Raw genomic sequence first — 25,220 nt, 5'->3', positions numbered from 1 at the left:
GAGGAGTTCCAGTGCCACGTGCGTTGATCACGGGTATCACCGGGCAGGACGGCCTGTACCTCGCCGAACTCTTGTCAGGGAAGGGTTACGAGGTCTTCGGTTTAGTCCGCGGACAGAACAACCCCCGGGTCCAGCAGGTCGCGGAGGCCGTCCCCTCGAGCCGGCTGGTCAGCGGCGACCTGAGGGACCTGCCGAGCCTGGTGGGAGCCCTGGACGTCGCCCGTCCGGACGAGGTCTACAACCTGGGCGCGATCAGCTTCGTCGGCATGTCCTGGCGGCAGGCCGAGCTCACCAGCGAGATCACCGGGCTGGGCGTGCTGCGGATCCTTGAGGCGCTGCGGATCCACACCCAGGGTGACATGTCGAAGGTGCGCTTCTACCAGGCGTCCAGTTCGGAGATGTTCGGCAAGGCTCGCGAGGTGCCGCAGAACGAGAGCACCCCGTTCCACCCGCGATCCCCTTACGGCATCGCGAAGGCGTTCGGCCACTACATCACCGTCAACTACCGCGAGTCCTATGGGGCGTACGCGTGTTCGGGGATCCTGTTCAACCACGAGAGCCCGCGCCGGGGCCAGGAGTTCGTCACCCGCAAGGTCACCCGTGGTGCCGCGCGCATCGCGCTCGGGCTGCAGGACTACCTCTCCCTCGGCAACATCGACGCGTCCCGGGACTGGGGATACGCCGGCGACTACGTCGAGGCGATGTGGCTGATGCTCCAGCAGGACGAGCCGGGGGACTATGTGATCGCCACCGGGGAGACGCACACGGTCCGGGACCTGCTCGACGTCGCCTTCCACCGGGTCGGCATCGACGCCTGGGAACGCCATGTGCGGCAGGAACCCCGGCTGTTCCGTCCGGCCGAGGTCGACCTGCTGGTCGGGGACTCCTCGCGGGCCCGCGAGGAGCTCGGCTGGAAGCCACGCGGCAACTTCCGCGATCTCATCGAGATGATGGTCGACGCCGACCTGGCCGACCTGACGCGTCACCCCCGCGATCCCGCGAGCGCGGGTCGGACATCGGACCAGGAGGACCCGCGATGGGCACGGTAGACGTTCCCACGACCACGCTGAACACCGGCGTCGCCATGCCGCGCCTGGGGCTCGGCACCTGGACGATGACCCCCGCGGACGCCGCGTCCGTCATCCCGGCGGCCGCGCGGCTCGGATACCGGATGATCGACACGGCGGCGTACTACGAGAACGAGGGCGGGGTGGGCGAGGGCATCGCCCGTTCGGGCGTGCCGCGCGAGGAGTTCTTCGTCATCTCCAAGGTGAACGGCCGTGACCACGGATACGACAACACGCTCAAGGCGTTCGACGAGAGCCTGGCCCGGCTGGCCCTGGACTATCTCGACCTGTACCTCATCCACTGGCCGATGCCCCGGCGCGACCGTTACGTCGAAACGTGGCGCGCCTTCGCCCGGCTTCTGGCCGACGGACGCACCAGGGCCATCGGAGTCTCCAACTTCACACCCGCCCACATCGACCGCATCATCACCGAAGTGGGTGTGCCCCCTGCGGTCAATCAGATCCAGCTCAACCCGAGAATGGCACAGCACGCTTGGCGCGCCTACGCGCGAGAGCGCGGAATCACCTTGCAGTCGTGGCAGCCGTTGAATCGCGGCGAATCCCTCCTCGCCGAACCGGTGGTCCGCGAGATCGCCGCCCGCCACCGCAGGACGCCGGCGCAGATCGTCCTGCGCTGGCATCTGCAACACGATCTCGTCCCGCTGCCCAAGTCCCTGAACGCGGAACGTCTGGCCGCCAACATCGACGTATTCGACTTCCGGCTCTCCACGGCGGACATCGAGGAGATCTCCGCTCTCGACGGAACCGAGGAACCCGCCGACCCGGAGACCACGGAAGTGGACTGATCCAGCAGGCAAAGCCGCAGGCCCGTCTAGAGCACCTGCGGACAGCTGTAATCCGAGCCTGATCGTCCAGAATCGGCCACCTTGGCTTCAGTCTTGATGTCAGCAGGCCGAAGGCACCAAAGAAAAGTAATGCCACGAACGCACTGCGTCATTGCTGCTGGTAGGCAGGAGCAGTTCTGGCCGTGGACGACGAAGATGACGGCGGGGCACCGTGACCGGAGCGCCGAATTCCGAGACGGAACAGGGCTGGAGACAACTCCGCAGAGAGTCTTTACTCTGCGCTAGGCAACAACCCAGGCGAGCCTCGTTTTCAGCGGAGCGGCTATGAACTTTCGCAAGAAGGGATCGGCCGTCACGGCGGCCGGTGCGCTGGCCATCGTCACCTCTCTGACCGCGGGCGGTTCGCCCGCCGAGGCACAGGCCGCACTCCCCTCCGACCCTCCGATCACCCATCAGGACAATCCGCGGGTTCCCGAGGGTGCGGCGTGGACGCAGGCGTACTTCCCGTCCTCTGACGGCAGTGGTGTCGTGCTGCACGCCGACGTGCTGCGCCCGGCGAACCTGCCGGCCAATGCGAAGACGCCGGTGATCCTCTCGGTGGGACCCTATTTCGCTCACGCCGGGCAGACCGGCCCCGAGGGATGGGACCAGGTCGGGCCGTCGGCGCGCTTCCGGGACTTCATCGACGGCGCCCACCTGATGGCGCGCGGCTACACCTTCGTCATGGTCGATCTGCGCGGCTTCGGCGGGAGCACCGGGTGCCTGGACTGGGTCGGCCCGGGAGAACAGGCCGATGTCCGGGCCGCCATCAAGTGGGCGGCCGGCCGGCCCTGGTCGACCGGCAAGGTCGGCATGTACGGCAAGTCCTACGACGCCGTTACCGGGCTGGTGGGCAACAACCTCAAGCTGCGCAGCCTGAAAGCGGTCGTCGCGCAGGAGCCGGTCTGGGACATGTACAACTACCTGTTCAGCAACAAGGTTCCGCGCCCGAATGTCACCGGCACTCCGGCGGCCTACAACTCGATCGCGACCATTCCTCCGATGACCGGCGACAGCGACCGGTACAAGGCGAACGCGCAGTACGAGCAGAGCCATCCCCAGTGCCTGAGCGACAACATCACCAACAACAACGATCCCGAACCGCGTTCGGCGTACTGGAGAGCGCGCGACCTGGCCGCGCAGGCGGCCGGCACCAGCACGCCGTTGTTCGTGACCCAGGGCTTCATCGAGCCCAACACCAAGCCTGAGGACATGGCGCAGTACCTGGGCAACCATCGGGGCAGGGAACGCGGTTGGCTCGGCCAATGGGAGCACGTGCGGGGCAACGACACCGACGCCAACGGCCGGCTTCTGCAGGGCCGTGCCGGCTGGTTCGACGAGGTGATGCGGTTCTACGACCAGTACCTCCGCGGCGCCCACCCGTCAGTGACCGACCCGCCGTACGCCGTCGAGGACAGCCTCGGCCGCTGGCGCGCCCAGCGAACCTGGCCTGTGACCACAACGTCCTATCGGGCCCGGCTTTCCTCTGACCAGTACGTCGACGACGGCGGCGCGTCGGCGGCGGCTGCTCCGGGCGCGGACGCGGCGGACCGCGGCCGATGGGACATGGAGCGGGCGCCTCGGATCGAGCCTCTGTCCAGTGCCGAGAAGAACGCCGCCAAGCAGGCCGATGCCGCCGCTTCAAGCTTCTGGACCTGGTCCACGCCCGCACCCCGGGCGGTCCGGCTGACCGGCACGCCACGGATCACGCTCAACGTGAGCACGAGCGGGAACGTGATGACGCGCCTGTGGGACGTCGCCCCGGACGGCACGGCCACGATGTTCGACGAGAACGTCGCGTTGCTGGAACGCGGTGGACGGATCTCCTTTGACCTGAAGTCGACCGACTGGACGTTCCAGCAAGGCCACCGATTGGGAGTCCAAGTCGGGACCATCAGCTCCACGGGCTGGCTGGACGTCCCCTCGGGACACACGATCAAGGTCTCCGGCGCGCGGCTCGCCCTGGACGTGCAGGACCCGCGGTTCGACGTGCCGACCCAGGGCGACCGCTCGCCCTACCTGGACCAGTACCTCGCGGCCAACACCACCAAGCTGAGCAACATCGGCAACGGCACCTTCCCGCTGAGGACCTCACGCGGCCTCTGAGCAACCGAACCACCCGGCACGCAGCGGCCGCCCGGCACCCGTCCCACGGACGGGTGCCGGGCGGCCATGTCGATCTGGATCCGTCTTACCGAGGTGCCGCCCTGGGTCGTACCCGTTGACGCGCCGACCTTCCAATCATACATTCACTCATATTGTGTATGAATGAAGGAGTGGAGATGCGGGGAAGGACGGCCGTGGTGCTCGGCGGCAGCGTCGCGGGACTGTGCGCCGCGGGAGTGCTCGCGCGGCATTTCGACGAGGTGATCGTGCTGGAGCGGGACCGGCTCCCGCCGGGCGCGGAGCATCGCCGCGGTGTGCCGCAGAGCAAGCATCCGCATTTCCTCCTCAACTCCGGGCGGCGCGCGATCGGTGAGATCTTTCCCGGGTTCGAGGAGGCGCTGATCGCCGCGGGCGGGCTGCACCTGATGCCGTCGATGGACGCGGCGTACTGCGATGGTGACGGCTGGGCCCCGCGCAAGTCCGGATCGATGACGATGATCTACAGCTCCCGGGTGCTCATCGAGCGAGTCCTGCGTGACAAGGTCCGCGAGCTCCCGTCCATCGAGATCCGCGAGGGCGTCACCGTCACCGGGCTCGGTTCCGCCGGGGGCGGCACCGCGGCCGGGCGGGTCGAGGGAGTCGAGTACCGCGACGCCGATACCGACGCCGGCTACCTGGCCGCCGACCTGGTCGTCGACGCGCTGGGACGTGGTTCCTCGGTCATCGACTGGCTCAGCGCGGCCGGCTGGTCCGCGCCACCGGAGAAGACCCTCGATGCCAAGGTCACCTACACCTCGCGGTGGTACGACCTGCCTCCCGCCGGCGAGCGCCCGGGATCGTGGTGGTGGAAGCATCTGGTCATCACTCCGGCGCAGGACGAGGGCGACCGTCCCGAGGAGCACGCGTTCCTCAGCAACTTCTTTCCGATCGAGGGCGACCGCGCCATCGTGTGCATGGGCTCGTGGGGCGTCCGGATGCCGCGCACGGCGGAGGCGTTCGAGGCCGCGGCGGACCGTGTGCGGGCCCCCGCCTTCGGGCGGGCGACGCGGACCTGCGCTCCGACCTCCGAAGTGCACCTGACCCGTTCGACCGGCAACAAGTGGCGCCGCTTCGACCTGCTCGACGTGCCCCCGGCCGGGCTGGTCTGCGTCGGTGACTCGATCTGCGCCTTCAACCCGTTCTACGCCCAGGGAATGAGCTCGGCCGCCCGCTCCGCGCTCATCCTCGGCGCGATGCTGCGCGACCGCGACGCCCTCGACCTCGGGTTCTTCCGCGCGTTCCTCGGCCGGCAGAAGAAATCCCTCGATGTGCCCTGGATGCTCGCGATGGCCCGTGACCAGGCCTACGACTTCGCGACCGGGACCGAGGTCGTCGCCGCCTGGCGGCGCCGCCTGGCCGCGCGTCTCAGCTGGCCGATCTTCAACGCCATCAACGCCGCGAGCCGCGAGGACGCTTACGTCGAGCGGACGTTCGCCCAGGTGTTCAACCTCGACAAGTCGCTCAGGCAGATGGCCGCCGATCCACGGTTCTGGTTCGGCATCGCCCGTTACAAGGTGCGTCAACGGCTGGGACGTACGGTCGTCCCCGGCGGTTTCGACGACCAGCGGGATCCGCCCGGCACCGATTTCACCGGCTACACCCGCGCGGCCAAGGCGTCATCGGCCGAGACCGGCCTCGTCGACGCCTGACCCACTTGTCGACGCCTGACCCACTTGTCGACGCCTGACCCACTTGTCGACGCCTGACCCCACTCGTCGACGCCTGACCCAGGAGCCAGCAATGGGCTACACATGCGATTCAGCGGCCGAGCGCCTGGCCGGAGAGCTCGGCTTCTCCTGCCAGGACGCCGACCCCGTGGTGGACTTCCGCAACCCGTTCGCCCTGGAGAACGGGACCATGCCCTTCCTCGAACTGCTGATCGTCGGCGGCGCGGTGTTCGCCCTCGTCCACGCGTGGCGGCGGTGGCGGCGCGACGGCGACCCGGTCAACATCGCGCTGTGGTTCGCCTCGGTCGTCTACCTGGCCGTGATCGAGCCGCCGCTGTACTTTCCGGGCTGGTTCGGCTTGGACGAACACGTCGGGTTCATCTTCTCCCACAACGTTTTCACCGTGCAGTTCATGTACGACCGGCTGCCGCTCTACATCGTGGCCTTCTATCCCGCGCTGGCGCAGCTCGCCTACGAGCTGGTCCGCGTCCTGGGCGTCTTCGCGCGGCGCGGGCCGCTGATCGGCTCGATGACGGTCGCGTTCGCCTGCCAGGTCTTCTACGAGATCTTCGATCACCTCGGGCCGCAGCTGAAGTGGTGGGCCTGGAACGCCGACAACGAGATGATCAACCAACCGGCGCTCGGCTCGGTCCCGATGAACAGCATGCTCCTGTTCGCCTCGGTCTCCTTCGGCGCGATGACCTACCTCGTCGTCCGGCTGGTCGGACCGAAGAACGGCCGCGGCACGCTCACCGGCCGGCAGGTCGTCTGGCGCACCGTCGTCGCCGGCGCCCTGACCCCGCTGGCGATGATCATCGCGGGCGCGCCCAGCGGCGCCTTCCGCGGCGAGGATCAGCTCGGGACCCAGCAAGCCGTCCTCGGCACCGAACTCGCCGCCCTCTGGATCGTCGGCCTGTACCTGCTCGCGGACGCCTGGCGCGCGGTACGAGCCGACCCGCCCCGGGTGGCGTCACCGCTGTTCGCACAGACCTATCCGGCGCTGTACCTCGGCGTCCACATCGTCCTGTGGCTGATCGCCTTGCCCGCTTACCTCACGGCGACCGACGGCGTCACCACTCAGGGCACGCCGACAGGCAGCCTGTGGTACGTCGTACTGTGCACCGTGACCGCAGCCGCATTCGTCGTGGCCGCGCTCCGTGCGACCGTGCCACAACGGGCCGCGGAACCTGTGGGATCCTGATGCCATGGGGCACCACGGCTGGGGAGGTCAGCCTCCCGCATCGGATGCCGAGGCCCGGCAACGCATCATCGACGCGACCGCCCGCTGCATCGACAGGCACGGCGTCACCAAGACGACCCTGTCCGACGTGGCCGGCGAACTCGGCGTCACCCGCCAGACCGTCTACCGCCACTTCGGCCGCCTCAGCGACATCATCGGCGCGGTCGCGGCCCAGGGCGCCGAATCATTCGTCGACCAGCTGATCGCCCATCTCCAAGGGATCACCGACCCGGCCCAAGCCGTGGTCGAAGGCATGGTCTTCTGCGTGCGGACCATCCCCACCGAACCCCGCCTGAGCCTCCTGCTGCGACTGGGCGACTCCAGCGCCTTCGGCCGCGGCGCCACCACCAGGGAGACCATCGCCTACGGCGCCCAAATGCTGCAGCGCTACCCCGTCGACTGGGCAGCCGCCGGCATCGGCGAAGACGACCTCGACGGCCTCGCCGAGATGATCATGCGGCTCCTGACCTCATTGCTCCAGCACCCCAGCGAGCCGGCGCACGACGAGGCCCACCTCCGGGCCCTCCTCAACCGCTGGCTGGCCCCCGCGCTGCTCCAGCCAACAGCAACCGCACACAACCACCGCTGACCCCCCACTACCGACCCGCGACTGCACCCGCCTGGGCCTGGCCAAGGTGTTCACATGGAAGTCCTGAGCGTCACGCCGGCGGTCGGGCGAGTTTGGCGGCCACGGCGTCGAGGACCCAGTCCAGGCCGGTCGTGAAGGACGTCTCGGCGTCGACCTCCGTGCCGTCGTACACGGCCTTGGTCAGCGCCGGGAAGCGGCCCGTGGCCAGCATCTTCCTCAGATGCGGGCCCGAGGCGCGCTGCCAGTCGCGCTTGGACAGGCCCGTGGCGCGCTCGGCCCGCAGGTTCGCGATCTCGCGCCTGATCGCGCCGGTGACGTAGGCGCTGACGGTCTCCACGGCGCGCATGACGGTGTCGAGGTCGGCGAGGCCGTCGAGGGCGGCCAGCGTGGCCTCGGTCACCGCGAGGGCGTTCGGGCCCAGGGTCGGACGGCCGCCGAGCAGATCGGCCAGCCATGGGTGACGGAGGGCGGCCTGCCTGGTGCGATGGGCGCGGACGCGCAGCACCTCCCGCCAGTCACCGGGCTGCTCGTCGGGGAGGATCTCGCCGTAGACCTCGTCCACCATGAGGTCGAAGAGCTCTTCCTTGGTGGAGATGAATCTGTAGAGCCGCATCGGGCCGGCGTCCAGCCGGGCGGCGACCTTGCGCACCGACACCGCCTCCAGCCCGCCCTCGTCGGCCAGCGCGATGGCGGCGGCGACGATCCGCTCCCGGTCGAGCGGCACGGGGCGGGCCGACGGCTCCGGCCGATCCCACACAGTCATGCATACATCGTACTGTTGCGATGCACCGTAATGGAGAAATACAGTGTATCGACATGAGACAACGTATCGCCGTGGTGGGGGGCGGCCCCGCCGGCCTCACCTTCGCCCGCGTCCTGCACCGCCACGGTCACCCCGTCACCATCCTCGAACGCGATCCCGCCCCCGACGCCCGTCCCCCGGGCGGCACGCTGGACCTGCACGAAGGCCTGGGCCAGCGCGCGCTGGACAAGGCGGGGCTGCTGCCGGAGTTCCGGGCGCTGTCTCGCCCCGAGGGGCAGGCCATGCGCATCCTGGACACGGACGGCACCGTCCTCCGCGACTGGCGGCCCCGCCCGGAAGACCGGGCCAATCCCGAGATCGACCGCGGACATCTCCGTGACCTGCTGCTCGGCTCTCTCGACGTTCAGTGGGGGCGGCGTGTGACACAGGTGGTGCCTGGGACCCGGGACGGCGTGCTGGTCCATTTCGCGGACGGGCAACAAGAGACGTTCGACCTCGTGGTCGGCGCGGACGGCGCCTGGTCCCGGGTCCGCCCGGCGGTCTCGTCCGCGACGCCGCACTACACCGGCGTCATCTCGGTCGAGACCTCCCTGGACGACGTCGACACCCGCCACCCGGGCCTCGCCCGGCTGATCGGCGACGGTTCCGTGGCCGTGTACGGCGCGAACCGCAGCCTGGTCGCCCAGCGCAACAGCGGCGGCCACGTCAAGGTGTACGCCAAGTTCCGCGCGCCGCTGGGCTGGCACGCGAACCTGAATCAAGACGCGGACCTGGACCTGGCCGACGTCGAGGCCGTGCGGTCAAGCCTGCTGGCTCTGTTCGACGGCTGGGCCGCTCCCGTCCTCGATCTCCTCCGCCACGGCACCGCTTTCATCCACCGCCCCATTTACGTCCTGCCCGCGCCCCACACCTGGGGTCACGTCCCCGGGGTGACGCTGCTGGGCGACGCCGCCCACCTGATGCCCCCCTTGGGAGTGGGCGCGAACCTCGCGATGCTGGAAGGCGCCGAACTCGCCGAGTCCATCGTCGCCTCTGGCGATCCCGACGAGGCCGTCCGCGCCTTCGAGGAACAGATGTGGGCACGGGCCGACAGGTGGGCGAAGATCACGACGGCTGGTCTGGAACGCCTCGTGAGCCCGGACCCCAGCGAAGCCATCGCCCTCTTCGACGAAGTTCAGCCATCCTGACCGCCGAACGCGAGATCACCAGCAGCTCACCACGGCTTCACCGGGCAGCACGGCACCGCTGCGGTCCGGGGCAACGCCGAACAGGTCGCCTCTCCCCCGCCGCAGCCCAACGTCACAGCAGTTCGCACCCCGGAAAATGAAGTACGGGGTTGCGCCGTGGTGGGCGGTGGCATGTCGGCTGTGATCACGCGATCGGTGTTCTCCGGGGAAGCCGCAGAGTGAACGTCGCGCCCTGCCCCGGCTCGCTGCGCACCGCCGCGGATCCGCTGTGCGCTTCGGCGAGCTGCCGCACGATGGCCAAACCCAGTCCGCTACCACCCGTCTGCCTGCTGCGCGACTTCTCGGCCCGCCAGAACCGGTCGAAGACGTACGGCAGGTGCTCGGGCGCGATGCCCGGCCCGGTGTCGGCCACCTCGATCAGCACGTCGTCGCCGTCGGCGTACGCGCGCAGACTGATCCGCCCGCCTGCCGGGGTGTAGCGGACCGCGTTGGCGAGCAGGTTGCCGACCGCCTGCCTCAGCCGTACCGGATCGGCGTCCAGGTGCGGACGGCCGGTCACCTCGACGGTCAGCACCAGCCCGGCGACCTCGGCCGCGGCGCGGTAGACGGCCGCCAGCTGCTCGATCAGGTCGGCCGCGTCGACCGGCTCGGGGCGCAGGCGCAGCTTGCCCGCGTCGGCGAGCGCGAGCTGCTGCAGGTCGTCGACGACGTGCTGCAGCAACATGGCCTCCTCGATCAGCGACGCGGTCAACGCCGGGTCCAGCTCGGCCACGCCGTCCTGGGCGGCCTCCAGCCAGCTGCGGATGTTGCTCAGCGGCGTGCGCAGCTCGTGCGACACGTCGCTGACCATCGCCTTGCGCTGCCGCTCCATGCGGTCCAGGTGCTCGGACATCTCGTTGAACGCGGCGCCCAGCTCGCCGGCCTCGCCCTTGGCGCGCACCGTGACCCGGGCCGAACCGTCGCCGGCTCGCATCCGCTGGGCCGCCGCGGTCACCGCCCGCACCGGCCGCGCCAGCCGGGTGGCGACGAGCACGCTGACCCCGACCGCCAGAACGAGGATCACCGCGGTGACCCCCGCGACGCCGTACGGGTCGATGGCCGGCGCACGGTCGTCCGGCGAGCCGATGTAGAGCAGCGCGGCCGGCGCGACATACGGCTTCAACTGGGTGCGGCGCGCGGTGGCCAGGCACTCGGCGGCCGATGCCGGAGCGGCCGGGATGCCCGTCTCGTCCAGCCACACCTCGACCCGGCTCCCGTGGCACCGCCGGACCATGCCGGCGAGCTGGCTGAGCGCGCGCTTCTCGGTGGCGGTCGGTCCGGGCGCGTCCGGCGAGCACGGCGGCGAGCCGGGCGCCGCCCCCGCGGGCGGCTCGCCGGGCGCACCGGTCGGCTTGCTGGACGCGCCGGTCGACCTGCTGGGCGTGCCGGGCGGCTTTCCGGGTGTGGTCCTCGTCTGCTGGGGGGCGTCCACCCGCTCGGCCGACAAAGCAGGCTCCAACGTCGTCGCGACCGCGACCAATCGCGAGAGCGCCGTTCGCGGTGCCGCAGGGCCGTGTCCGGACGGCACACCGACGGGCGGACGGTCCGGTCCCGGTGCCGGGGTGACCGGAACACCCTCGCGGCGGAGGTACGGGCGGCCGCCGGGCCCGACGACGACCGTGGCGCGCTGGTGCTCGCGGCGCAGGCACGCCGCCTGCGCGTCGACCCGCTCGCGCAGCCGTACCCGCTCGGGTTCCGGCAGCCGGAACGGCCCGGCCGCGCGCGCGTCGATCCGGTCGATGACCGCGCCGGGCATGAGCGAGACGTCGACGGCGAGCGGATCGACGACGGCCGAGGCACGGGTGGGCAGCGGCGCCCGGCCGGCCGCCGAGTCCGCGATCCGGAGGCCGCCCTCGGTCGCCAGCGCGACCCGCCGGCCGCTCTGCCGGGCCAGCCCGCGCACGGTCTCCTCGACGCCGTCCCAGCGCGGGTGGCTCGCCGCGTAACCGAGCAGCGCGTCGTTGACGCGAGCGTCCCGGGCGAGCGTCTGGCCCTGCCGATGCCGGATCTCGCCGGACGTGCCGCGCGCCGCCAGCCACGCCGTCGCCACGATCGAGCACACAGCGATCAGCACCGAGCTGGCGACCAGGCGCACGAGCAGGCTATGGCGCACGGTCGCCGACCAGCTTGTACCCGACGCCGTACACCGTGCACAGCCGGACCGGCCGCCGCGGCTGCGGTTCGATCTTCTTGCGCAGGTTCTTCACGTGCACGTCGACCGTGCGCTCGGTGATGAAGCGGTCGAAACCGTGCAGATGCTCCAGCAGCTGCGCCCGGGTGAAGACCCGCTCCGGGCGCGCGGCCAGCGCCTCCAGGATGCGGAACTCCGCGGGCGTGCACTCGACCTCGCGTCCGTCCGCGAGCACCGTGTGCCGCTCGGGGTCCACCATGATGCCACCGACCCGGTGCACCCGCTCACCGCTCTCCCGGCCGGTCCGCCTCAGCAGCGTGCGCACCCTGGCCATCAGCTCGCGCGGGCTGAACGGCTTGGTGACATAGTCGTCGGCGCCGAGATCGAGGCCGAGCAGCAGGTCGTCCTCGGTCGCACGGGCGGTCAGCATCAGCACCGGCACGTCGGACTCGGCGCGCAGCACGCGGCACACGTCGAGGCCGTCGACGCTCGGCATCATCACGTCGAGCAGGACGAGGTCGGGGCGGCGCGCGCGGGCCTCGTCGATCGCTGCCCGCCCGTCGTGGACGACGAGCACGGTGTGCCCCTCGCGCTGGAGATAGCGGCGCAGCAGCTCCGCCTGTTTGGCGTCGTCCTCCGCGACCAGGACATTCGCGCACATGGCTCCCGAGCGTAGGCGACCGGGGACCCGCACCACGAGATCATCACACCGGCCACACAGGTTCTTCACTTTTCTCGGCCAGCATCTCGCGGCATGCGCCAGATCAAGATTCACACCGGCGCCGTGCTCGCCACCGGCCTGATCGCCGGGCTGGCCGGCTGCGGCTCGTCGAACGCTGGCGAATCCCGGAACGGCCCGCCCAAGCCGGACCACCCGGCCAACTCGCCCGCCGCGCCGGCAGGGCCATCCCCAGGGTGCCGACCTATACCGGCTGATACCCGGACCGCGGGCCCGCACATCTTCACCACCATGAACCTCTACATCGCCCCCGGCAAGGCCAGGTGAGAGCCACCAAATCTGAAACTGTGACGACATGGGTCACCTGCCGCCCGACCTGCGCTGGACGGGGTTCGGACCAGGCGTCCGGCCGTGAGGTCCGGAGCGGCGGGGGGCCGCATGATCAGCCCGGCTGCCGGGGCCCGAGCACGGCGCGGGCCGCGTTGAGACGCTGGACATCGTCGCGTTCGGTGTGGTCGCCCGACGCCTCGTCCGCCCATGCGAGCAGCCGGTGCAGATGCGCGTCGGCCGCGTCCGTGGTGATCGGGGGGCTGCCGAGGGCGACCGTTCCGGTGGTCCCGTCGACGGTGACGAGAGTGCCTTCGCGGAGGAGGCGACCGGCGACCGTCGCCGAGGCGGCGTTGAAGGCGAGGCCGGTGATGCCGACGACGGCGGGTTTTCCCATCGCTCGCGCGACGACCGCGGCGTGGCTGGCCGGCCCGCCGCGGGCCGTGACGATCCCCGCCGCGGCGGCCAGGCCGCGCATGTCGTGCGGGGAGGTCTCCGGACGTACCAGGATGACGGGGCCGTCGGCGGCCATCCGTACCGCCGCGCCCGTCGTGGTCGCGACCCTGCCGACCGCGACCCCGGGACACGCCCCCACTCCCCCGGCCAGGACGTCGGCCCGCGCGGAGGCCGCGATGCGCGGGGTACGGGCGTGCCGGAGGTGTTGCGGCGAGATCCTGCGCAGCGCTTCGTGACGTGTGATCGCGCCCTCGTCCGCCAGGTCGGTCGCGACGCGTATCCCGGCGGCCCCGGCGTACCGGCCGGGCCGGGCCTGCAACAGCCACAGCCGGCCGGCCTGGAAGGTGAACTCGACGTAGCAGGAATCGCGGTAGTGCTCCTCGACCCGGATGAGGCCGTCGGTCAGGGCGGCCCACACGGCCGGTTCTCGCGAGTGGAGTTCGTGCAAGGGCCGGGGCGATGATCGGCCCGAGACGACGTCCTCGCCCTGGTGCCCGAACAGGACGTCGCCGAACGGGACGTTCTCCCCTGTGCTGGGGTCGCGGCTGAAGGCGACTCCGGTGCCGCTGCGGTCGTCGCGGTTCCCGAACACCATGGCCTGGACGATCACGGCGGTGCCGAGATCGTGCGGGATGTCGTGGAGTTCGCGGTAGGTGCGCGCGCGAGGTGCGTCCCATGAGGCGAACACGGCCTCGACGGCCAGTTCCAACTGCCGGGGCGCGTCGTCCGGGACCGCTTGGCCGCATCGCCGCCGGATGAGCTGCTGGGTCGCCTGGATCTCCGCGGCGAGGCGTCCTTGCTCGTCATCGGACGACCGCGCGGCGGCTCGGTCGAGAGCGGCGGACACGCCGCCGGCATCGGTGCCGGTGAGCGCGGAGGCGAAGCCGGAGAGCATCCGCAGCCGCGCGTCGAGCGCGAACCGCGCGTCACCGGTCTCGGCCGCCAGGCCCGCCGTCGCCCCGGTCGTGAGGCCCAGATTGAGGACGGTGTTCATCATGCCGGGCATCGACACGCTCGCCCCGGAGCGGACCGAAACCGCCAGCGGGGCCCGCGTTGCTCCGAACCGCCGTCCCGTCGCGGTCTCCAGGCCGCTCATCGCGGTCGCGAGTTCCGTGGCGAGTCCGGCAGGGAGGCACCCTTGGCGCAGGAAGGCCCGGCATGCCTCGGTGGTGACGACGAACGCGGCGGGCACCGGCAGCCCCAGCCGGTGCAGTGCCACGAGGCCGTGCGCTTTGGCGCCCAGTGTCTCGGCGGATTCCTCGACCTGCGCCGAGAGCGGGCGGATCCACCTCATCGGGGGATCCCGAGGGTGGCGAGCAGGTCCTCATGAAGCTCGGCCCACACGGTGTGGTAGGACGCGATGTGGTCGGTCACGTACTCCAGTTGTCCTGAGGCGGCACGGGTGAGAGCGTCGGCGAGGCGGTCACGGTAGAGGCCGAACCGGGCTACCGCCGCTGCCAGCTCGGCGCACAGACCGGCGGCTCGCTGGTCCAGGTCGGTGAATCGGCCGAGAACGCGGGCGTCGTAAGCGGAGTCGCTGTGGTCGTTGGCGGTCATGGCGCCGTCGACGGGCCTCAGTTGCCAGGCCGTGCAGAGGTCGAGCAGTTCCGGGTTGAGCACCATGAACCGCTCGTAAGCCGCGGTCACGGCCGCGCGGGCGCCGGCTGCTTCGAGCTGGTGGGTGACGCGCTCGGCGTCTGTGACGCGGCCGGCGTCCGTCAGCCCCCACGCACCGAACTCGCCGGGCTCGTAGGTGACGAGCCCGGCGACCGCGAGGTCGATCAGCTCGGACTCGACTGCGGACTCCTCCATGCCGGTCGCGCCCGCCAAGCGCGCGGTGCCCGTATGGCCGCAGCAGCGCAAGGCGTGCAGCACCAGCAGGTCGTTGTGAACCGAAGAAGTTCCAGGTGTGGTCATGTTCCTGCTTTCTGTGACAGCGCGGTACCGCCAAATACAGTGCCCGCTTAAGATACTGTCACCATCTGGATGGTCACATCATTTGAATGCCGATCGTCGCTCCGCAATCGGAGGACGGGGATGGCGAAGGGAGGGATGCGCATGGAGGATTACGCCTTCCAGACCGAGGGGCTGGTCAAGAGGTTCGGCGCCACCACGGCGCTGGCCGGGGCCGATCTGCACGCTCGCCCCGGAACGGTGCTGGGCGTGCTGGGCCGCAACGGTGCGGGGAAGACCACGACGATCCGCATCCTGGCGACGCTGACGGACCCCGATGAGGGCACCGCGCGCGTCAGCGGACTCGACGTCGTCCGGGACGCCGCCGCAGTCCGGCCGCTCATCGGGCTGACCGGGCAATACGCCGCACTCGACGAAGAGCTGACCGGCCTGGGCAACCTCGTGCTGATCGGCCGGCTGCTCGACCTGCGCAAGCGCGCGGCCGTCCGGCGCGCGGAAGAACTGCTCGAGCGATTCGGGCTCGGCGACGCCGCCCGCAAGCCCGTGGCCACCTACTCGGGCGGAATGCGCCGCCGCCTCGACCTCGCCGCGAGCCTGGTCGGCAGGCCTCGTGTCGTCTTCCTCGACGAGCCGTCCGTGGGCCTCGACCCTGGCGGACGCGAGGAACTGTGGCGCATCATCCGGGAACTGACCGCGGACGGTGCGAGCGTCCTGCTGACCACGCAGTACCTGGAGGAGGCCGACGCGCTGGCCGACGACATCGCGGTGATCGACAACGGCCGCGTCATCGCCCACGGCACGCCCTCGGAGCTGAAGCAGATCGTCGGCGGCCAGGCCGTCGCCGCTCGCCCCAGGGACCTGGACCGCCTCGACGACGCGGCCGCGATCCTGACGACGGTCACCGGGCACGTCGTCGAACGAGCCGGCCGACACGAGATCGTCGTGCCCGTCGACAGCGACCGGGCCGTCTTCGAGGTGGCGCGCCGTTTCGAGGAGCAGGGGATCGCGCTGGCCGAGTTCTCCCTGCGCCTGCCCAGCCTGGACGAAGTCTTCTTCGCCCTGACCGGCGCCCCCGGCAACGCATCTGACCGCAGCGACGACGACGCCAGGAGCCGAGCATGACCGATACCGCCACCGGCTCACCCGCGACCGCCGTCTCCGCGGCTCGCCGGCCCGCGGGACTGCTGCGGCACAGCCTCATCCTCGCCGGACGCAGTCTCGCCAAGTCGGCCCGCAACCCCGGCGCGGCCGTCAACGGCGTCATCACCCCGGCGATCTTCATGCTGCTGTTCGTCTACCTCTTCGGGGGCTCCGTCGCCGGATCGACCGGGGAATATTTGCGCTACCTCTTCCCCGGGATCGTCGTCATGGGCGCGGGACTGTCCGGCATGCTCTCCAGCGGGCTGAGCCTCAACATCGACATGAAGAAAGGCGTCTTCGACCGCTTCCGCAGCCTGCCCATCGGCCGTTCCGCACCACTGCTCGGATCCGTCCTGGCCGACGTGGTCCGCTACGCCGTGGCCATCGCACTCCTGTTCGGCATCGGGTACCTCATGGGCTTCCGCGTCCAGACCGACGCGGCATCCGCACTGGCGGCGGTCGCGCTCTCGCTCGGGTTCGGGTTCTGCCTGAGCTGGATCACCGTGTTCCTCGGTGTCCTGGTCAAGGACGAAGGCGCCGTGATGACCTTCGGTTTCATCACCTTCATCCCGCTCATGCTCGGCACCAGCCTCGCGGCACCCGTCGACACCCTTCCCGGCTGGCTCCAGACGTGGGCGAACATCAACCCGATCACCCATGCCATGGACGCATCGCGCGCTCTGCTCACCGGTACCGCGGCCGGCGACTCGGTGGCCCTGACCCTCATCTGGTCGGGGATGACCCTCATCGTCTTCTGCCCGATGGCCATCGCCACCTACAACCGCGGACGCTGACCGGCTCCACCCCTAGTGTTATCGATCATGACCGGCGAAGTGATCATCCTGACCGGACCGCCTGCCGTGGGGAAGACGACGGTGGCCAAGCTCCTCGCAGGCGACGCCGACGGCCCGACGGTGCACCTGGCGACGGACCTGTTCTACCAGGCGATCCGCACCGGATTCGTACCGCCCTACCTGCCCGAGGCCCAGCGGCAGAACGAAGTCGTCGTCGACACGATCGTCGCGGCCACCGCGACGTACGCGCGCGGCGGCTACGACGTCGTGGTCGACGGAATCATCGGGCCCTGGTTCCTGCCGCCGTTCCGCGCGATGGCCGAACACCACCAACTGAACCTGACGTACGTGGTCCTGCGCCCCGATGTGGACACCACCCTGTCGCGGGCCCAAGGCCGCGCCGACAACGAACTGAAGGACACCGACGCCATCACCGGCCTCCACCACGCGTTCGCGCACCTAGGCGACCTCGACAGCCACGCGATCGACACCGCAGGCATCAACGCCACCACAACAGCCACCCAGGTCAGGCACGCCATCGAGTCGGGCAGGTACCGGCTCACCTAACAGAACCAGCACCCTCAGACCACGCAGAGCCGGACCCTCCCTTGGGCGTGCAAGACCACCGCCGCTTCACGCCCTGGTCGCGGGCTGGGGTATCGGCATCGAACCCAGCCACCGGAGTCACGGCCGTTACTGCCACTCCCTTGCCCTAGCCGGATCTTGCCATAGTCATGTCATCGGTATATACATGTCGCATGGGTGGTAGATCGATGCAGGAGCCCTCGTTCCTGATCCTGTCGGTGCTTGCGGCGGGACCGCAGCACGGCTACGCGATCATGACCGAGGTCAGCGACATTTCCGAAGGTCGGGTCGCGCTGCGGGCGGGCACGCTGTACGCGGCGCTGGACCGGCTGCGCGGTGAGGGCCTGGTCGAGGTCGACCGGGAAGAGGTCGTGGACACCCGGCTGCGCCGCTACTACAGGATCAGCGCCGCCGGGGCGGAGCGGCTCGCCGCCGAGGCCGACCGGATGCGCCGCAATGCCGACAACGCCGTGCAGCGGCTGACCACCGGCGGCTTTGGCGGCCGCCGCCTGGCAGGAGGGACGTCATGACGTCACTGGAGATCGGTTACCGCAGGCTGCTGGCCTGGTATCCGGGCGACTACCGCCGGGAATACGAGGAGGAGCTGATCGGGGTACTGCTGGCGGCCGCCGAGCCCGGCAGGCGCCGCCCCCATTGGCGGGAGGTGGCCGACCTGCTCATGGGTGCCGTGCGGGTGCGTCTGCGCCACTCGGTCGGCCGGGGCAGCGGCGCGCGCTGGCGGGAGGCGGCAGGGGCGGCCGGGGCGGTACTGGCCACGCTGATGCTGATCACAGGGTTGCCGTACCTGGTCTACAACGCGGGCAGTGCCGCCGCTGGCGGCATTCACGGTCTCGCGGATCTGATCACGGTCGCGGTTCCGCTGCCGGGCATGCTGATGGTCGCGGCCGTCTGGGCCGGACGCCGGCTTGGTCCTCTTGGTCACCGTTCGGTTCTCGGCTGAAGCGTTTCCGATCTCCTGACTCCTTCACGCTGCGGTGGCCGCGACCTGGAACCGGCACTCTGTCGGCGCTCACCTTGTTCATCACCCGTGCGGAGCGTCGCGATTTTTGGTCACCAACTCCCGGGCCGGGTTCCGGCGTCACCCCTTGACAGCACCCGCCCCTAGCGGGAGTTGACCTCCTGTTCCCGGTTCCAGGCCCCAGGTGCGGTCGACGATGCGGGCCCACAGTCGCCCGGTGTGCCCGGCGGCGACCGCGCTTCACCTTCCGGGGCGCCACCGCAGCCTGGGGAAGAAATGGCGTGCACGAACGCTAAGCGCCCGACCTCACGTCTGCAACATCCCGCCACGTCGTCAGCTCGGAGCCAGAGCGTACACAAGGACCTGCTCTGCAATGGTCATCGTGGGCGCGGCGCAGACGGAGGGTTCCAGTGGGGACGGGGGTCTCGCCGATGCGGTGCTGGCCGGTGACGGCGAGAACGGCTCCCCATCCAGATCGGGTGTAGCTGCCGTCAGCCGAGGTGACGCCCTTGACCCAACGCCCTTTCTCCAACCGAAAGGCTTGCGGCTTGCCGATCGACCCTTCGAGGCAATCGGCACGGCCGGGGAGCTTGGACGCGAACGTGGCGTGGATCGTGCCGTCGGGATCTGACCACAGAGTTCGAAGCACGCTCCCGACTGGAGCGGGATAGCGCGCCGCGGGCCCCTCGGGCATGCGTATGACGGCGACCGCGGTGGTGCAGCTCTCCGTCCCGCGGACGCCGACGGCCACGGAACGGCCGTCTGGCGTCACCGCGATGAGTTCGTCGATGTATTCGGCCGCTTCAGGGGTGAGGACGGCTGCGGGCGGCCGACCGGGCCCTACCCGATAGAGGATCCTTGGAGCGCCAGGCTTGGCGCCTATGACCAGAAGGTCCGTACGGCCCGAGACGCCGCTGAACACGCGTTCAAAAGTGGCACCCGGGAGACGGGCGAACCGGCCGGGCTCGTGGGTTATCCGCTCCGCACCGCTCGCCGGGTACTCGTACACCGAACTCACCACGCCGATGTGGGTCTCGGCGTCGCCGACCTCGTCCTCAGACGTATAGATCTTGCCTTGGTGGATCCAGAGACGGGCACAGCCCTTCCGCCCACATGGTGCTGAGCGCGCTCGCCCGTTCGCGACGTCGGCCTGGTGCACCCGGACCCCGGCGTTGGCCGGCCCGCTCCCCTCGTCCCGGAAAGGGGTGCTCAGCCAGGCGATCCGGTGTCCGTCCGGTGTCCAGCGCAGGTCGCTGATCCGCTCGTTCGGCCGGACCCGGGCGATCTGCCTGACACTCCCGTCCGCCCCACGGACGGCCACGCGAGTGGGAGTGACGTACGCGACGGCGGGCGCCGCGAGCACGGCCGGGCGTTCCGGCTCTGGAGACCGAGCGAGCGCGTAGCCTCCGAACTCAGCGTTGGGTGTAAATGAGGCCGACCTTGTCCAGTTCGTCGCCGGAGCGGCCATGGAAGCCGGCGATCTGCCAGCCCGACGGCGCGGTCCGGGTCGTGCAGGTGGAGGTCGTCGTCCCACCGGCCAGAGTGTTGCCGAGGTTGGTGGAGAGCTTGGCGTAGAAGATTCTGGTATGCCCGTCCTTCTGGCCCTGGCACAGATACGCGGAGGTCACGTACTCACCGCTGCCCAGGCTCAGGGACGACGCGGTGCCACCCGTCCCCCCGTGAGTGAACGCGGTGCCATCGGCCAGCGTGATCCCGATCTGGTTCACCCGCGCCCCGGTGCGCAACGAGATCCGGGTGGCGCGGGCACCGGCCGGTACACCCTCGACGTCGTTGAAGTAGGTGCCGTGCGGGCCACCGAACTGGTCACCGAACTGGTAGTCCGGATTCTGGGCCCAGGAGAACCTGGTGACGATCGGGTCGTGGTCGGACAGCATGCGTCCCGAGTCGTCGAGGAACTTCGCGTGCTCGTTGGCGTAGCCCGACGCGGTCAGCGTGATGAGCCGGCCGCTCCGGTAGAAGATCTTGTCGACCGTCTCGCAGGTGTCGGTGACGTTGGCCGGGTCGCAGACGAGGGCGGGGCTGCCCTCAGCCGGCACGCTGCCCTTGCGGGGGAGCTGCACCCACGCGTCGGTCAGCCCGTTGTCGGCGGCGAAGGCGCGCAGGGTCGCACCGTCGCCGGACCTGGTGTAGCGGGCGTTGGTGTCGCCCATGACCACCACGGCGTTCCCGTTCGAGTGGGCCTTGATGAAGGACGTGAGCTGGCGGAGGTTGGCCGCCCGGGCGGTGACGTCGCCGCTGTCGCTCCCGGCGTCGGCGTGCAGGTTGTAGAAGTCGATGAGGTCGCCTTCGGCCACCCTCACACGCATGAACGTGAACCCCTTGGGCGTCAGGCAGTCGCCGGAGTTGAGGTTGCAGTCCTGCCACTTCACCCGTTCGAAGTCATCGTCGCCGGTGGGATGGGACGACAGCAGGTTCAGTCCGCTGCCGATGCCCGCGCCGCCGCTGGTCGGCGTCCGGTACGGATGGGTGCCGGCGGCGTACAGGTTGGCGTGGTAGTTGAAGTCCTCCTGCACCTGGACGACGTCGTACGGGCCGAGCCGCTGACCGATCGCGGTGGTGGCCGGCGCCCGCGGCGTGGGAGCGCTGGACAGCCCCTCCGGCAGTCCGGCGATGTTGTAGGTCATGACGGTGAAGGAGCCGCCCGCGGCGGCGGAGGCGGGTGCCGCCACGGCCGTGGACAGGGCCGCAGTGGAGACGAGGGCCAGCAGTGCTTCGGCGAGCCGACGGGGTCTGAGCACGGGGGTTCTCCTCATGACGGAGCAAACATGAAACACCCTCAGGTATCACACCGAAGATAAGCCTCCCTACCGCCCCCGTCCATGCCTCCAGGCGCCACCCACCCTCCACCGGCAAGTACGGCGCGGAACTTCGAGCACAAGCGGATAGACACAGGTGACCCCGGGCGGCAAGACGAAGCGCGGAGGCGTCAAGAGCGCCTATAGGCGCGCGAGGGCGGCCAAACAGTCGTCTTTGAAGATCCAGTGGTGAGGAGGTGAGCCTGATGGACGATGACCCCACGCTGTTCGCCCCTGTGCTGATGGTGCTCTCAGCTGACCAGCCCCCTGCGGCGCGTCGAGGAGCAACAACTGATCGAGCACTTCGCATCAGCCGTGCTCCGGGCTCCAGCCGACGCCGATCGGCGAGACGTCGAGGTCGGCGCGTTCCCGGCGCCACTGCTCCAGCACCGCCTCCACCTAGGAGGCCATGGTTCATTCCGCGACAGATAGATGAGCACTCATTTAATTGACACTTACGCAACCACTGTTTATCTTGGCGCTCATCTAGTTAGTGCTCGGCCATGGAGTGACCATGCTCTTCCCCGACCCCCGCTACTTCGGTGAGCACGCCAGCGCGCCCCTCCGGCCTGCGACCACCGCGCGCGACTTCGTCTTCAAGCGCGTCGCCGCCGACGGCTCCCACGTCCCCACATCCTTACCGCCATCGCCGTCGTCGGGGTGCTCGGTCCGTGGATCGGCGCCGACAGCCGGGACGGCCTCGCCTGGGCCCCCGACGACTTCTGGCTGCGCCGCCGCCCCGGCGGCGAGCCGTCTAGAAGTTCCGATGGTTCCGGACGGCCACCTTCTGCTCCAGGTCCTCAGGGCGCCCGCGGCAGTCATGCCTTCAACAAAACAGCCACTCCTTCGACCCGAAAGGGATCACCATGACAGGAACAACCGGCCCCAGCATCGCCGCCCCCGGCCAGGTCACCGTGCTCGGCCTGGGTGACATGGGATCGGCGATCGCCAGGACGTTCGTCGAGCGCGGATACCACACGACCCTCTGGAACCGGACCGCGAGCAAGACCGCGACACTGGTCGCCGCCGGTGCCACAGCGGCCGCGACCCCCGCGGACGCGGTGGCGGGGAGCCCGCTCGTGGTGGTCTGCCTCCTCGACGGCGCAGCGGTCGAGAAGGTGCTGGCATCCGTCGACGCCGCAGTCGCGGGCAAGGTACTGGTGAACCTCACCAGCGGCTCTCCCGCCCAGGCACGCGACAACGAGCGCTGGGCGAACGAACGCGGCGCCGAGTACCTCGACGGCAAGCTCATGGGAGACCCGCCGCACATCGGCACGCCGAACATCATGATTCCGATCAGCGGCTCCCCCAGCGCGTGGGCCGCCCACGAGCCGACGCTAAAAGTACTCGGCGGCGTCGCCTACCACGGCGCGGACGCCGGCTTGGCCGCCGTGGAGTTCATGGCCCAGGTCGCGGTCTCCTACGAATTGCTCATCGGCTACCTGCACACACTGCAACTGGTACAGGCAGAGGGCATCGACGTGGTGCAGTTCGCCGAGCGCGTCGCCGGTTCGATACCCGCTTACCCGCCGTTGCTGACCTCCATGGCACGGGCGGTCAAGAGCGGCGACCACCCGCCGGACCTCGGTTCGCTGAACGTCCAGGCCGCGCTGATGGACGACATGATCAGCCACCGCGAATCCGTCGGCGTGGAAGCCACGCGGATGCGGGAGGTCAAGCAACTGATGGACCGCCGGATCGCCGACGGACACGGCCAACAGGGCTTCTCGAGCCTGTTCGAGCTTCTGACGAAGCACAGCCGCACATAAGCCGACCGTCCCGCCCCACACACGTGGCCGTGACAGGGAATGGCCCATTCCCTGTCACCACCACATGCGGCCGCCATCTGGCCACCCGGAACGCCGTCTGGACGAATCCCTGCAGGTGGACCAATGGCCAGCGCTGGTCGTACGACTTCGCGATAACGGATATGGAGGCGTTGACCGGCCTCCACACACTCTTTACGCGGACGCTGACGGCTCCCTGCACACCAGCCTCGACCACGATGGCTGGCACAACTGACGACCGGGCGGGCTCCGCCTCGATAACTCGACGGCACGCCCAACAAACTTGCTGAGACAGCGCAGCAGCGGAATCGACGCCTCCGCAGCGGCCGCTCCGTAAGCCCTGCGGGAATCACGGGGCTGCCGCCCAGGTGATTCACATCACGGCGGCGTGGTCGGGCCGTCGTCTTGCGCCAAGCCGTGCGGGGTGTCGCTGGCGCGGCAGGGCCTGCCGGTGAGCATGTTGGTGCCGGCGTTGGTGATGACCGAGTCGAGCCGGTCGCGTGTGTCGGTCAGGTCGGCGATGTGCCTGTCGATGTGGTCGCGTTGGTCGGCCAAGCGGGCGAGCAGTTCGGGCGTGGCGCGGCCGTCGACGACGCAGGGGATGAGGTCGGCGATGGTCTTGCTGGACAGTCCGGCGGCGTACAGCTGCTGGATGAGCCGGACCCGGTCGACCGCGCTGTCGGGGTAGTGGCGCTGACCGCTGGAGCTGCGTTCGGCGGCCAGGAGCCGCTGCTGCTCGTAGTACCGCAGGGACCGGACGCCGACGCCCGTCTTGACGGCGAGTTCCCCGATCCGCATCCGGCCCCTCCGTGATCTGTGGCACACATCTTGCCTCTGACATCAATGTCAGGTTTTAGCGTACCCGGCGTGAGGCCCACCGGCTGCCTCCCGGTCTGGCCGCCGACAGCCGGCCACCGCACAAAACCCAAAGGTTGGAGACCCCCATGACCACTTCCGCCACCGTGCCGACGGGGCTCACCGCCGGCATCGCCGCCACCCCGATCGTCTCGGTGAAGCCGATCGTCCTGCCGGCCCCCGAGCGCGGCGAGGACCTGCACGTGCGTGTGACCGCGCCGGTCACCGGGCGCGAACTGCCGATCATCGTGTTCGCCCACGGATTCGGCTCCCACCTGGACGGCTACGCACCTCTGACCGACTACTGGGCCGCGCATGGCTTCGTGGTGGTCCAGGCCACCCACCTGGACTCCAGAAGGCTGAACCTCGCCGCGGACGACCCCCGCAGGTCCCGGACGTGGCGAATCCGGGTCGACGACATGAAGCGCATCCTCGACGGCCTCGACGTGCTGGAAGCGACCGTCCCCGGGCTGGCCGGACGCCTGGACCGCGGCCGCATCGCCGCCGCCGGGCACTCCTTCGGCGGCCACACCGCCGCGATCCTGCTAGGCCTGCGCGTCACCGACCCGCAGACCGGAGCCGCCGAAGACCTGTCCGACCCGCGCGTCACCGCCGGCGTCCTGCTGGCCACGGCCGGGACGGGCGGCGACCATCTGACCCCCTACGCCGCCGAGCACCTCCCCTGGCTGCGTGACGTGGACTTCTCCCACCTCACCGTCCCGGCCCTCGTCGTCGCCGGCGGCAAGGACCACCTCCCGGTGACCACCCGCGGACCGGAATGGACCACCGAGCCCTACACCCTCAGCCCCGGCGACAAGAGCCTGCTCACCGTCTTCGACGGCGAGCACCTCCTCGGCGGCATCTCCGGCTACGAAGCCGCCGAGACCACCGACGAGAACCCCGAACGCGTCGTCCTCGTCCAACAGGTCACCCTCGCCTACCTGCGCCACGTCCTCGGCCTCGACAGTTCCGCCTGGACCGCCGCGCAAGCAGCCCTCACCAGCGCCTCACACCCAATGGGACGACTCGAATCCAAATGAAGCGCCACAAGGGTGGGCGCGTCGGAGCGGACGGTCGAGATCACCGGGCTTCCCCGTGATCCAGCATCGTCCACCTCAGCTCAAGCCGAGAAGGTCGCCGCCACGCTAATCCCCGGCTGCGCCGCCCACGCTGGAGATGAATGCAATTGTGTGGTCGGCCTCCAAGCGATCTGGC

General features: G+C 69.8%; 22 protein-coding genes. 15 read left to right on the top strand and 7 right to left on the bottom strand.

Going from position 1 to position 25,220, the window contains the following annotated elements; all coding sequences use genetic code 11:
* Positions 1–11 precede the first annotated feature (11 nt).
* The 6 genes from gmd to ACGFNU_RS35220 all read left to right on the top strand — a co-directional run bounded on the left by gmd (position 12) and on the right by ACGFNU_RS35220 (position 7,553).
* On the top strand, positions 12–1,049 hold the full coding sequence (gene gmd / locus ACGFNU_RS35245; RefSeq protein WP_392600838.1) for a GDP-mannose 4,6-dehydratase: 1,038 nt from the start codon (positions 12–14) through the stop codon (positions 1,047–1,049).
* On the top strand, positions 1,037–1,873 hold the full coding sequence (locus ACGFNU_RS35240) for an aldo/keto reductase (protein ID WP_392600837.1): 837 nt from the start codon (positions 1,037–1,039) through the stop codon (positions 1,871–1,873). Before gmd ends, ACGFNU_RS35240 begins: the two co-directional genes overlap by 13 nt.
* 324 nt (positions 1,874–2,197) lie before the next feature.
* Positions 2,198–4,018, top strand: coding sequence for a CocE/NonD family hydrolase (locus tag ACGFNU_RS35235; protein WP_392600835.1), 1,821 nt, complete (start codon positions 2,198–2,200; stop codon positions 4,016–4,018).
* 176 nt (positions 4,019–4,194) lie between these two features.
* A complete protein-coding gene (locus ACGFNU_RS35230; protein WP_392600833.1) occupies positions 4,195–5,706 on the top strand; it encodes an FAD-dependent oxidoreductase in 1,512 nt (503 codons plus the stop codon).
* Between the two features lie 91 nt (positions 5,707–5,797).
* Complete coding sequence (locus ACGFNU_RS35225) at positions 5,798–6,925, top strand: hypothetical protein (RefSeq protein WP_392600831.1); 1,128 nt, start codon at positions 5,798–5,800, stop codon at positions 6,923–6,925.
* A 4-nt stretch (positions 6,926–6,929) separates the two neighbouring features.
* Complete coding sequence (locus ACGFNU_RS35220) at positions 6,930–7,553, top strand: TetR/AcrR family transcriptional regulator (RefSeq protein WP_392600829.1); 624 nt, start codon at positions 6,930–6,932, stop codon at positions 7,551–7,553.
* Positions 7,554–7,623: 70 nt separating this feature from the next.
* Here the strand turns inward: ACGFNU_RS35220 and ACGFNU_RS35215 are convergent, their stop codons facing one another.
* The gene (locus ACGFNU_RS35215; RefSeq protein WP_392600827.1) at positions 7,624–8,316 is read right to left on the bottom strand and encodes a TetR/AcrR family transcriptional regulator; all 693 of its coding nucleotides are present in this window, start codon (positions 8,314–8,316) and stop codon (positions 7,624–7,626) included.
* 53 nt (positions 8,317–8,369) lie between these two features.
* On the opposite strand from ACGFNU_RS35215, the gene ACGFNU_RS35210 reads away from it, so the two are divergent.
* The gene (locus ACGFNU_RS35210) at positions 8,370–9,503 is read left to right on the top strand and encodes an FAD-dependent oxidoreductase (RefSeq protein WP_392600825.1); all 1,134 of its coding nucleotides are present in this window, start codon (positions 8,370–8,372) and stop codon (positions 9,501–9,503) included.
* Between the two features lie 184 nt (positions 9,504–9,687).
* On the opposite strand, the gene ACGFNU_RS35205 is transcribed toward ACGFNU_RS35210, so the two are convergent.
* Together ACGFNU_RS35205 and ACGFNU_RS35200 are read right to left on the bottom strand one after the other, a co-directional pair.
* A complete protein-coding gene (locus tag ACGFNU_RS35205) occupies positions 9,688–11,655 on the bottom strand; it encodes an ATP-binding protein (RefSeq protein ID WP_392600823.1) in 1,968 nt (655 codons plus the stop codon).
* Positions 11,645–12,334 carry a response regulator transcription factor gene (locus ACGFNU_RS35200; RefSeq protein ID WP_392600822.1) on the bottom strand — a complete coding sequence of 230 codons (690 nt, stop codon included), beginning with the start codon at positions 12,332–12,334 and terminating at the stop codon, positions 11,645–11,647. The genes ACGFNU_RS35205 and ACGFNU_RS35200 overlap by 11 nt, the downstream gene beginning before the upstream one ends.
* 93 nt (positions 12,335–12,427) lie before the next feature.
* Between ACGFNU_RS35200 and ACGFNU_RS35195 the strand changes: the two genes are divergently transcribed.
* Entirely contained in the window at positions 12,428–12,679 is a 252-nt protein-coding gene (locus tag ACGFNU_RS35195; RefSeq protein ID WP_392600820.1) for a hypothetical protein, read from the top strand.
* A gap of 115 nt (positions 12,680–12,794) precedes the next feature.
* Here the strand turns inward: ACGFNU_RS35195 and ACGFNU_RS35190 are convergent, their stop codons facing one another.
* Positions 12,795–14,429, bottom strand: coding sequence for a pyruvate, phosphate dikinase (locus ACGFNU_RS35190; protein ID WP_392600818.1), 1,635 nt, complete (start codon positions 14,427–14,429; stop codon positions 12,795–12,797).
* Entirely contained in the window at positions 14,426–15,052 is a 627-nt protein-coding gene (locus ACGFNU_RS35185; RefSeq protein ID WP_392600816.1) for a transcriptional regulator, read from the bottom strand. The genes ACGFNU_RS35190 and ACGFNU_RS35185 overlap by 4 nt, the downstream gene beginning before the upstream one ends.
* A 141-nt stretch (positions 15,053–15,193) precedes the next feature.
* Here ACGFNU_RS35185 and ACGFNU_RS35180 point away from each other — a divergent pair, with 141 nt between their 5' ends.
* From ACGFNU_RS35180 to ACGFNU_RS35160, 5 genes are all read left to right on the top strand, one after another.
* A complete protein-coding gene (locus tag ACGFNU_RS35180) occupies positions 15,194–16,171 on the top strand; it encodes an ATP-binding cassette domain-containing protein (protein ID WP_392600814.1) in 978 nt (325 codons plus the stop codon).
* A complete protein-coding gene (locus tag ACGFNU_RS35175) occupies positions 16,168–16,983 on the top strand; it encodes an ABC transporter permease (RefSeq protein WP_392600812.1) in 816 nt (271 codons plus the stop codon). Before ACGFNU_RS35180 ends, ACGFNU_RS35175 begins: the two co-directional genes overlap by 4 nt.
* 27 nt (positions 16,984–17,010) lie before the next feature.
* A complete protein-coding gene (locus tag ACGFNU_RS35170; protein ID WP_392600811.1) occupies positions 17,011–17,550 on the top strand; it encodes an AAA family ATPase in 540 nt (179 codons plus the stop codon).
* 191 nt (positions 17,551–17,741) lie between these two features.
* A complete protein-coding gene (locus ACGFNU_RS35165) occupies positions 17,742–18,098 on the top strand; it encodes a PadR family transcriptional regulator (protein ID WP_392600810.1) in 357 nt (118 codons plus the stop codon).
* Positions 18,095–18,529 carry a hypothetical protein gene (locus tag ACGFNU_RS35160; RefSeq protein ID WP_392600808.1) on the top strand — a complete coding sequence of 145 codons (435 nt, stop codon included), beginning with the start codon at positions 18,095–18,097 and terminating at the stop codon, positions 18,527–18,529. Before ACGFNU_RS35165 ends, ACGFNU_RS35160 begins: the two co-directional genes overlap by 4 nt.
* Positions 18,530–19,959: 1,430 nt before the next feature.
* On the opposite strand, the gene ACGFNU_RS35155 is transcribed toward ACGFNU_RS35160, so the two are convergent.
* Positions 19,960–21,306: a jacalin-like lectin gene (locus tag ACGFNU_RS35155; protein ID WP_392600806.1), complete on the bottom strand. Its 1,347-nt coding sequence runs from the start codon at positions 21,304–21,306 to the stop codon at positions 19,960–19,962.
* A gap of 923 nt (positions 21,307–22,229) precedes the next feature.
* On the opposite strand from ACGFNU_RS35155, the gene ACGFNU_RS35150 reads away from it, so the two are divergent.
* Positions 22,230–23,132 carry an NAD(P)-dependent oxidoreductase gene (locus ACGFNU_RS35150; RefSeq protein WP_392600805.1) on the top strand — a complete coding sequence of 301 codons (903 nt, stop codon included), beginning with the start codon at positions 22,230–22,232 and terminating at the stop codon, positions 23,130–23,132.
* A 396-nt stretch (positions 23,133–23,528) separates the two neighbouring features.
* Here ACGFNU_RS35150 and ACGFNU_RS35145 read toward each other — a convergent pair whose 3' ends face one another.
* Positions 23,529–23,948 (bottom strand): MerR family transcriptional regulator, encoded by a 420-nt coding sequence (locus ACGFNU_RS35145; RefSeq protein WP_392600803.1) that lies wholly within the window; start codon positions 23,946–23,948, stop codon positions 23,529–23,531.
* Positions 23,949–24,094: 146 nt separating this feature from the next.
* Between ACGFNU_RS35145 and ACGFNU_RS35140 the strand changes: the two genes are divergently transcribed.
* Positions 24,095–25,045, top strand: a complete 951-nt coding sequence (locus ACGFNU_RS35140; RefSeq protein WP_392600801.1) for an alpha/beta hydrolase family protein — start codon at positions 24,095–24,097, stop codon at positions 25,043–25,045.
* Positions 25,046–25,220: the final 175 nt, after the last annotated feature.

Source organism: Spirillospora sp. NPDC048911, assembly GCF_043198015.1.
GTDB lineage: Bacteria > Actinomycetota > Actinomycetes > Streptosporangiales > Streptosporangiaceae > Spirillospora.
Note: the sequence above shows the minus strand (reverse complement) of the source record. Positions and strands in the feature narration are given on the sequence as shown.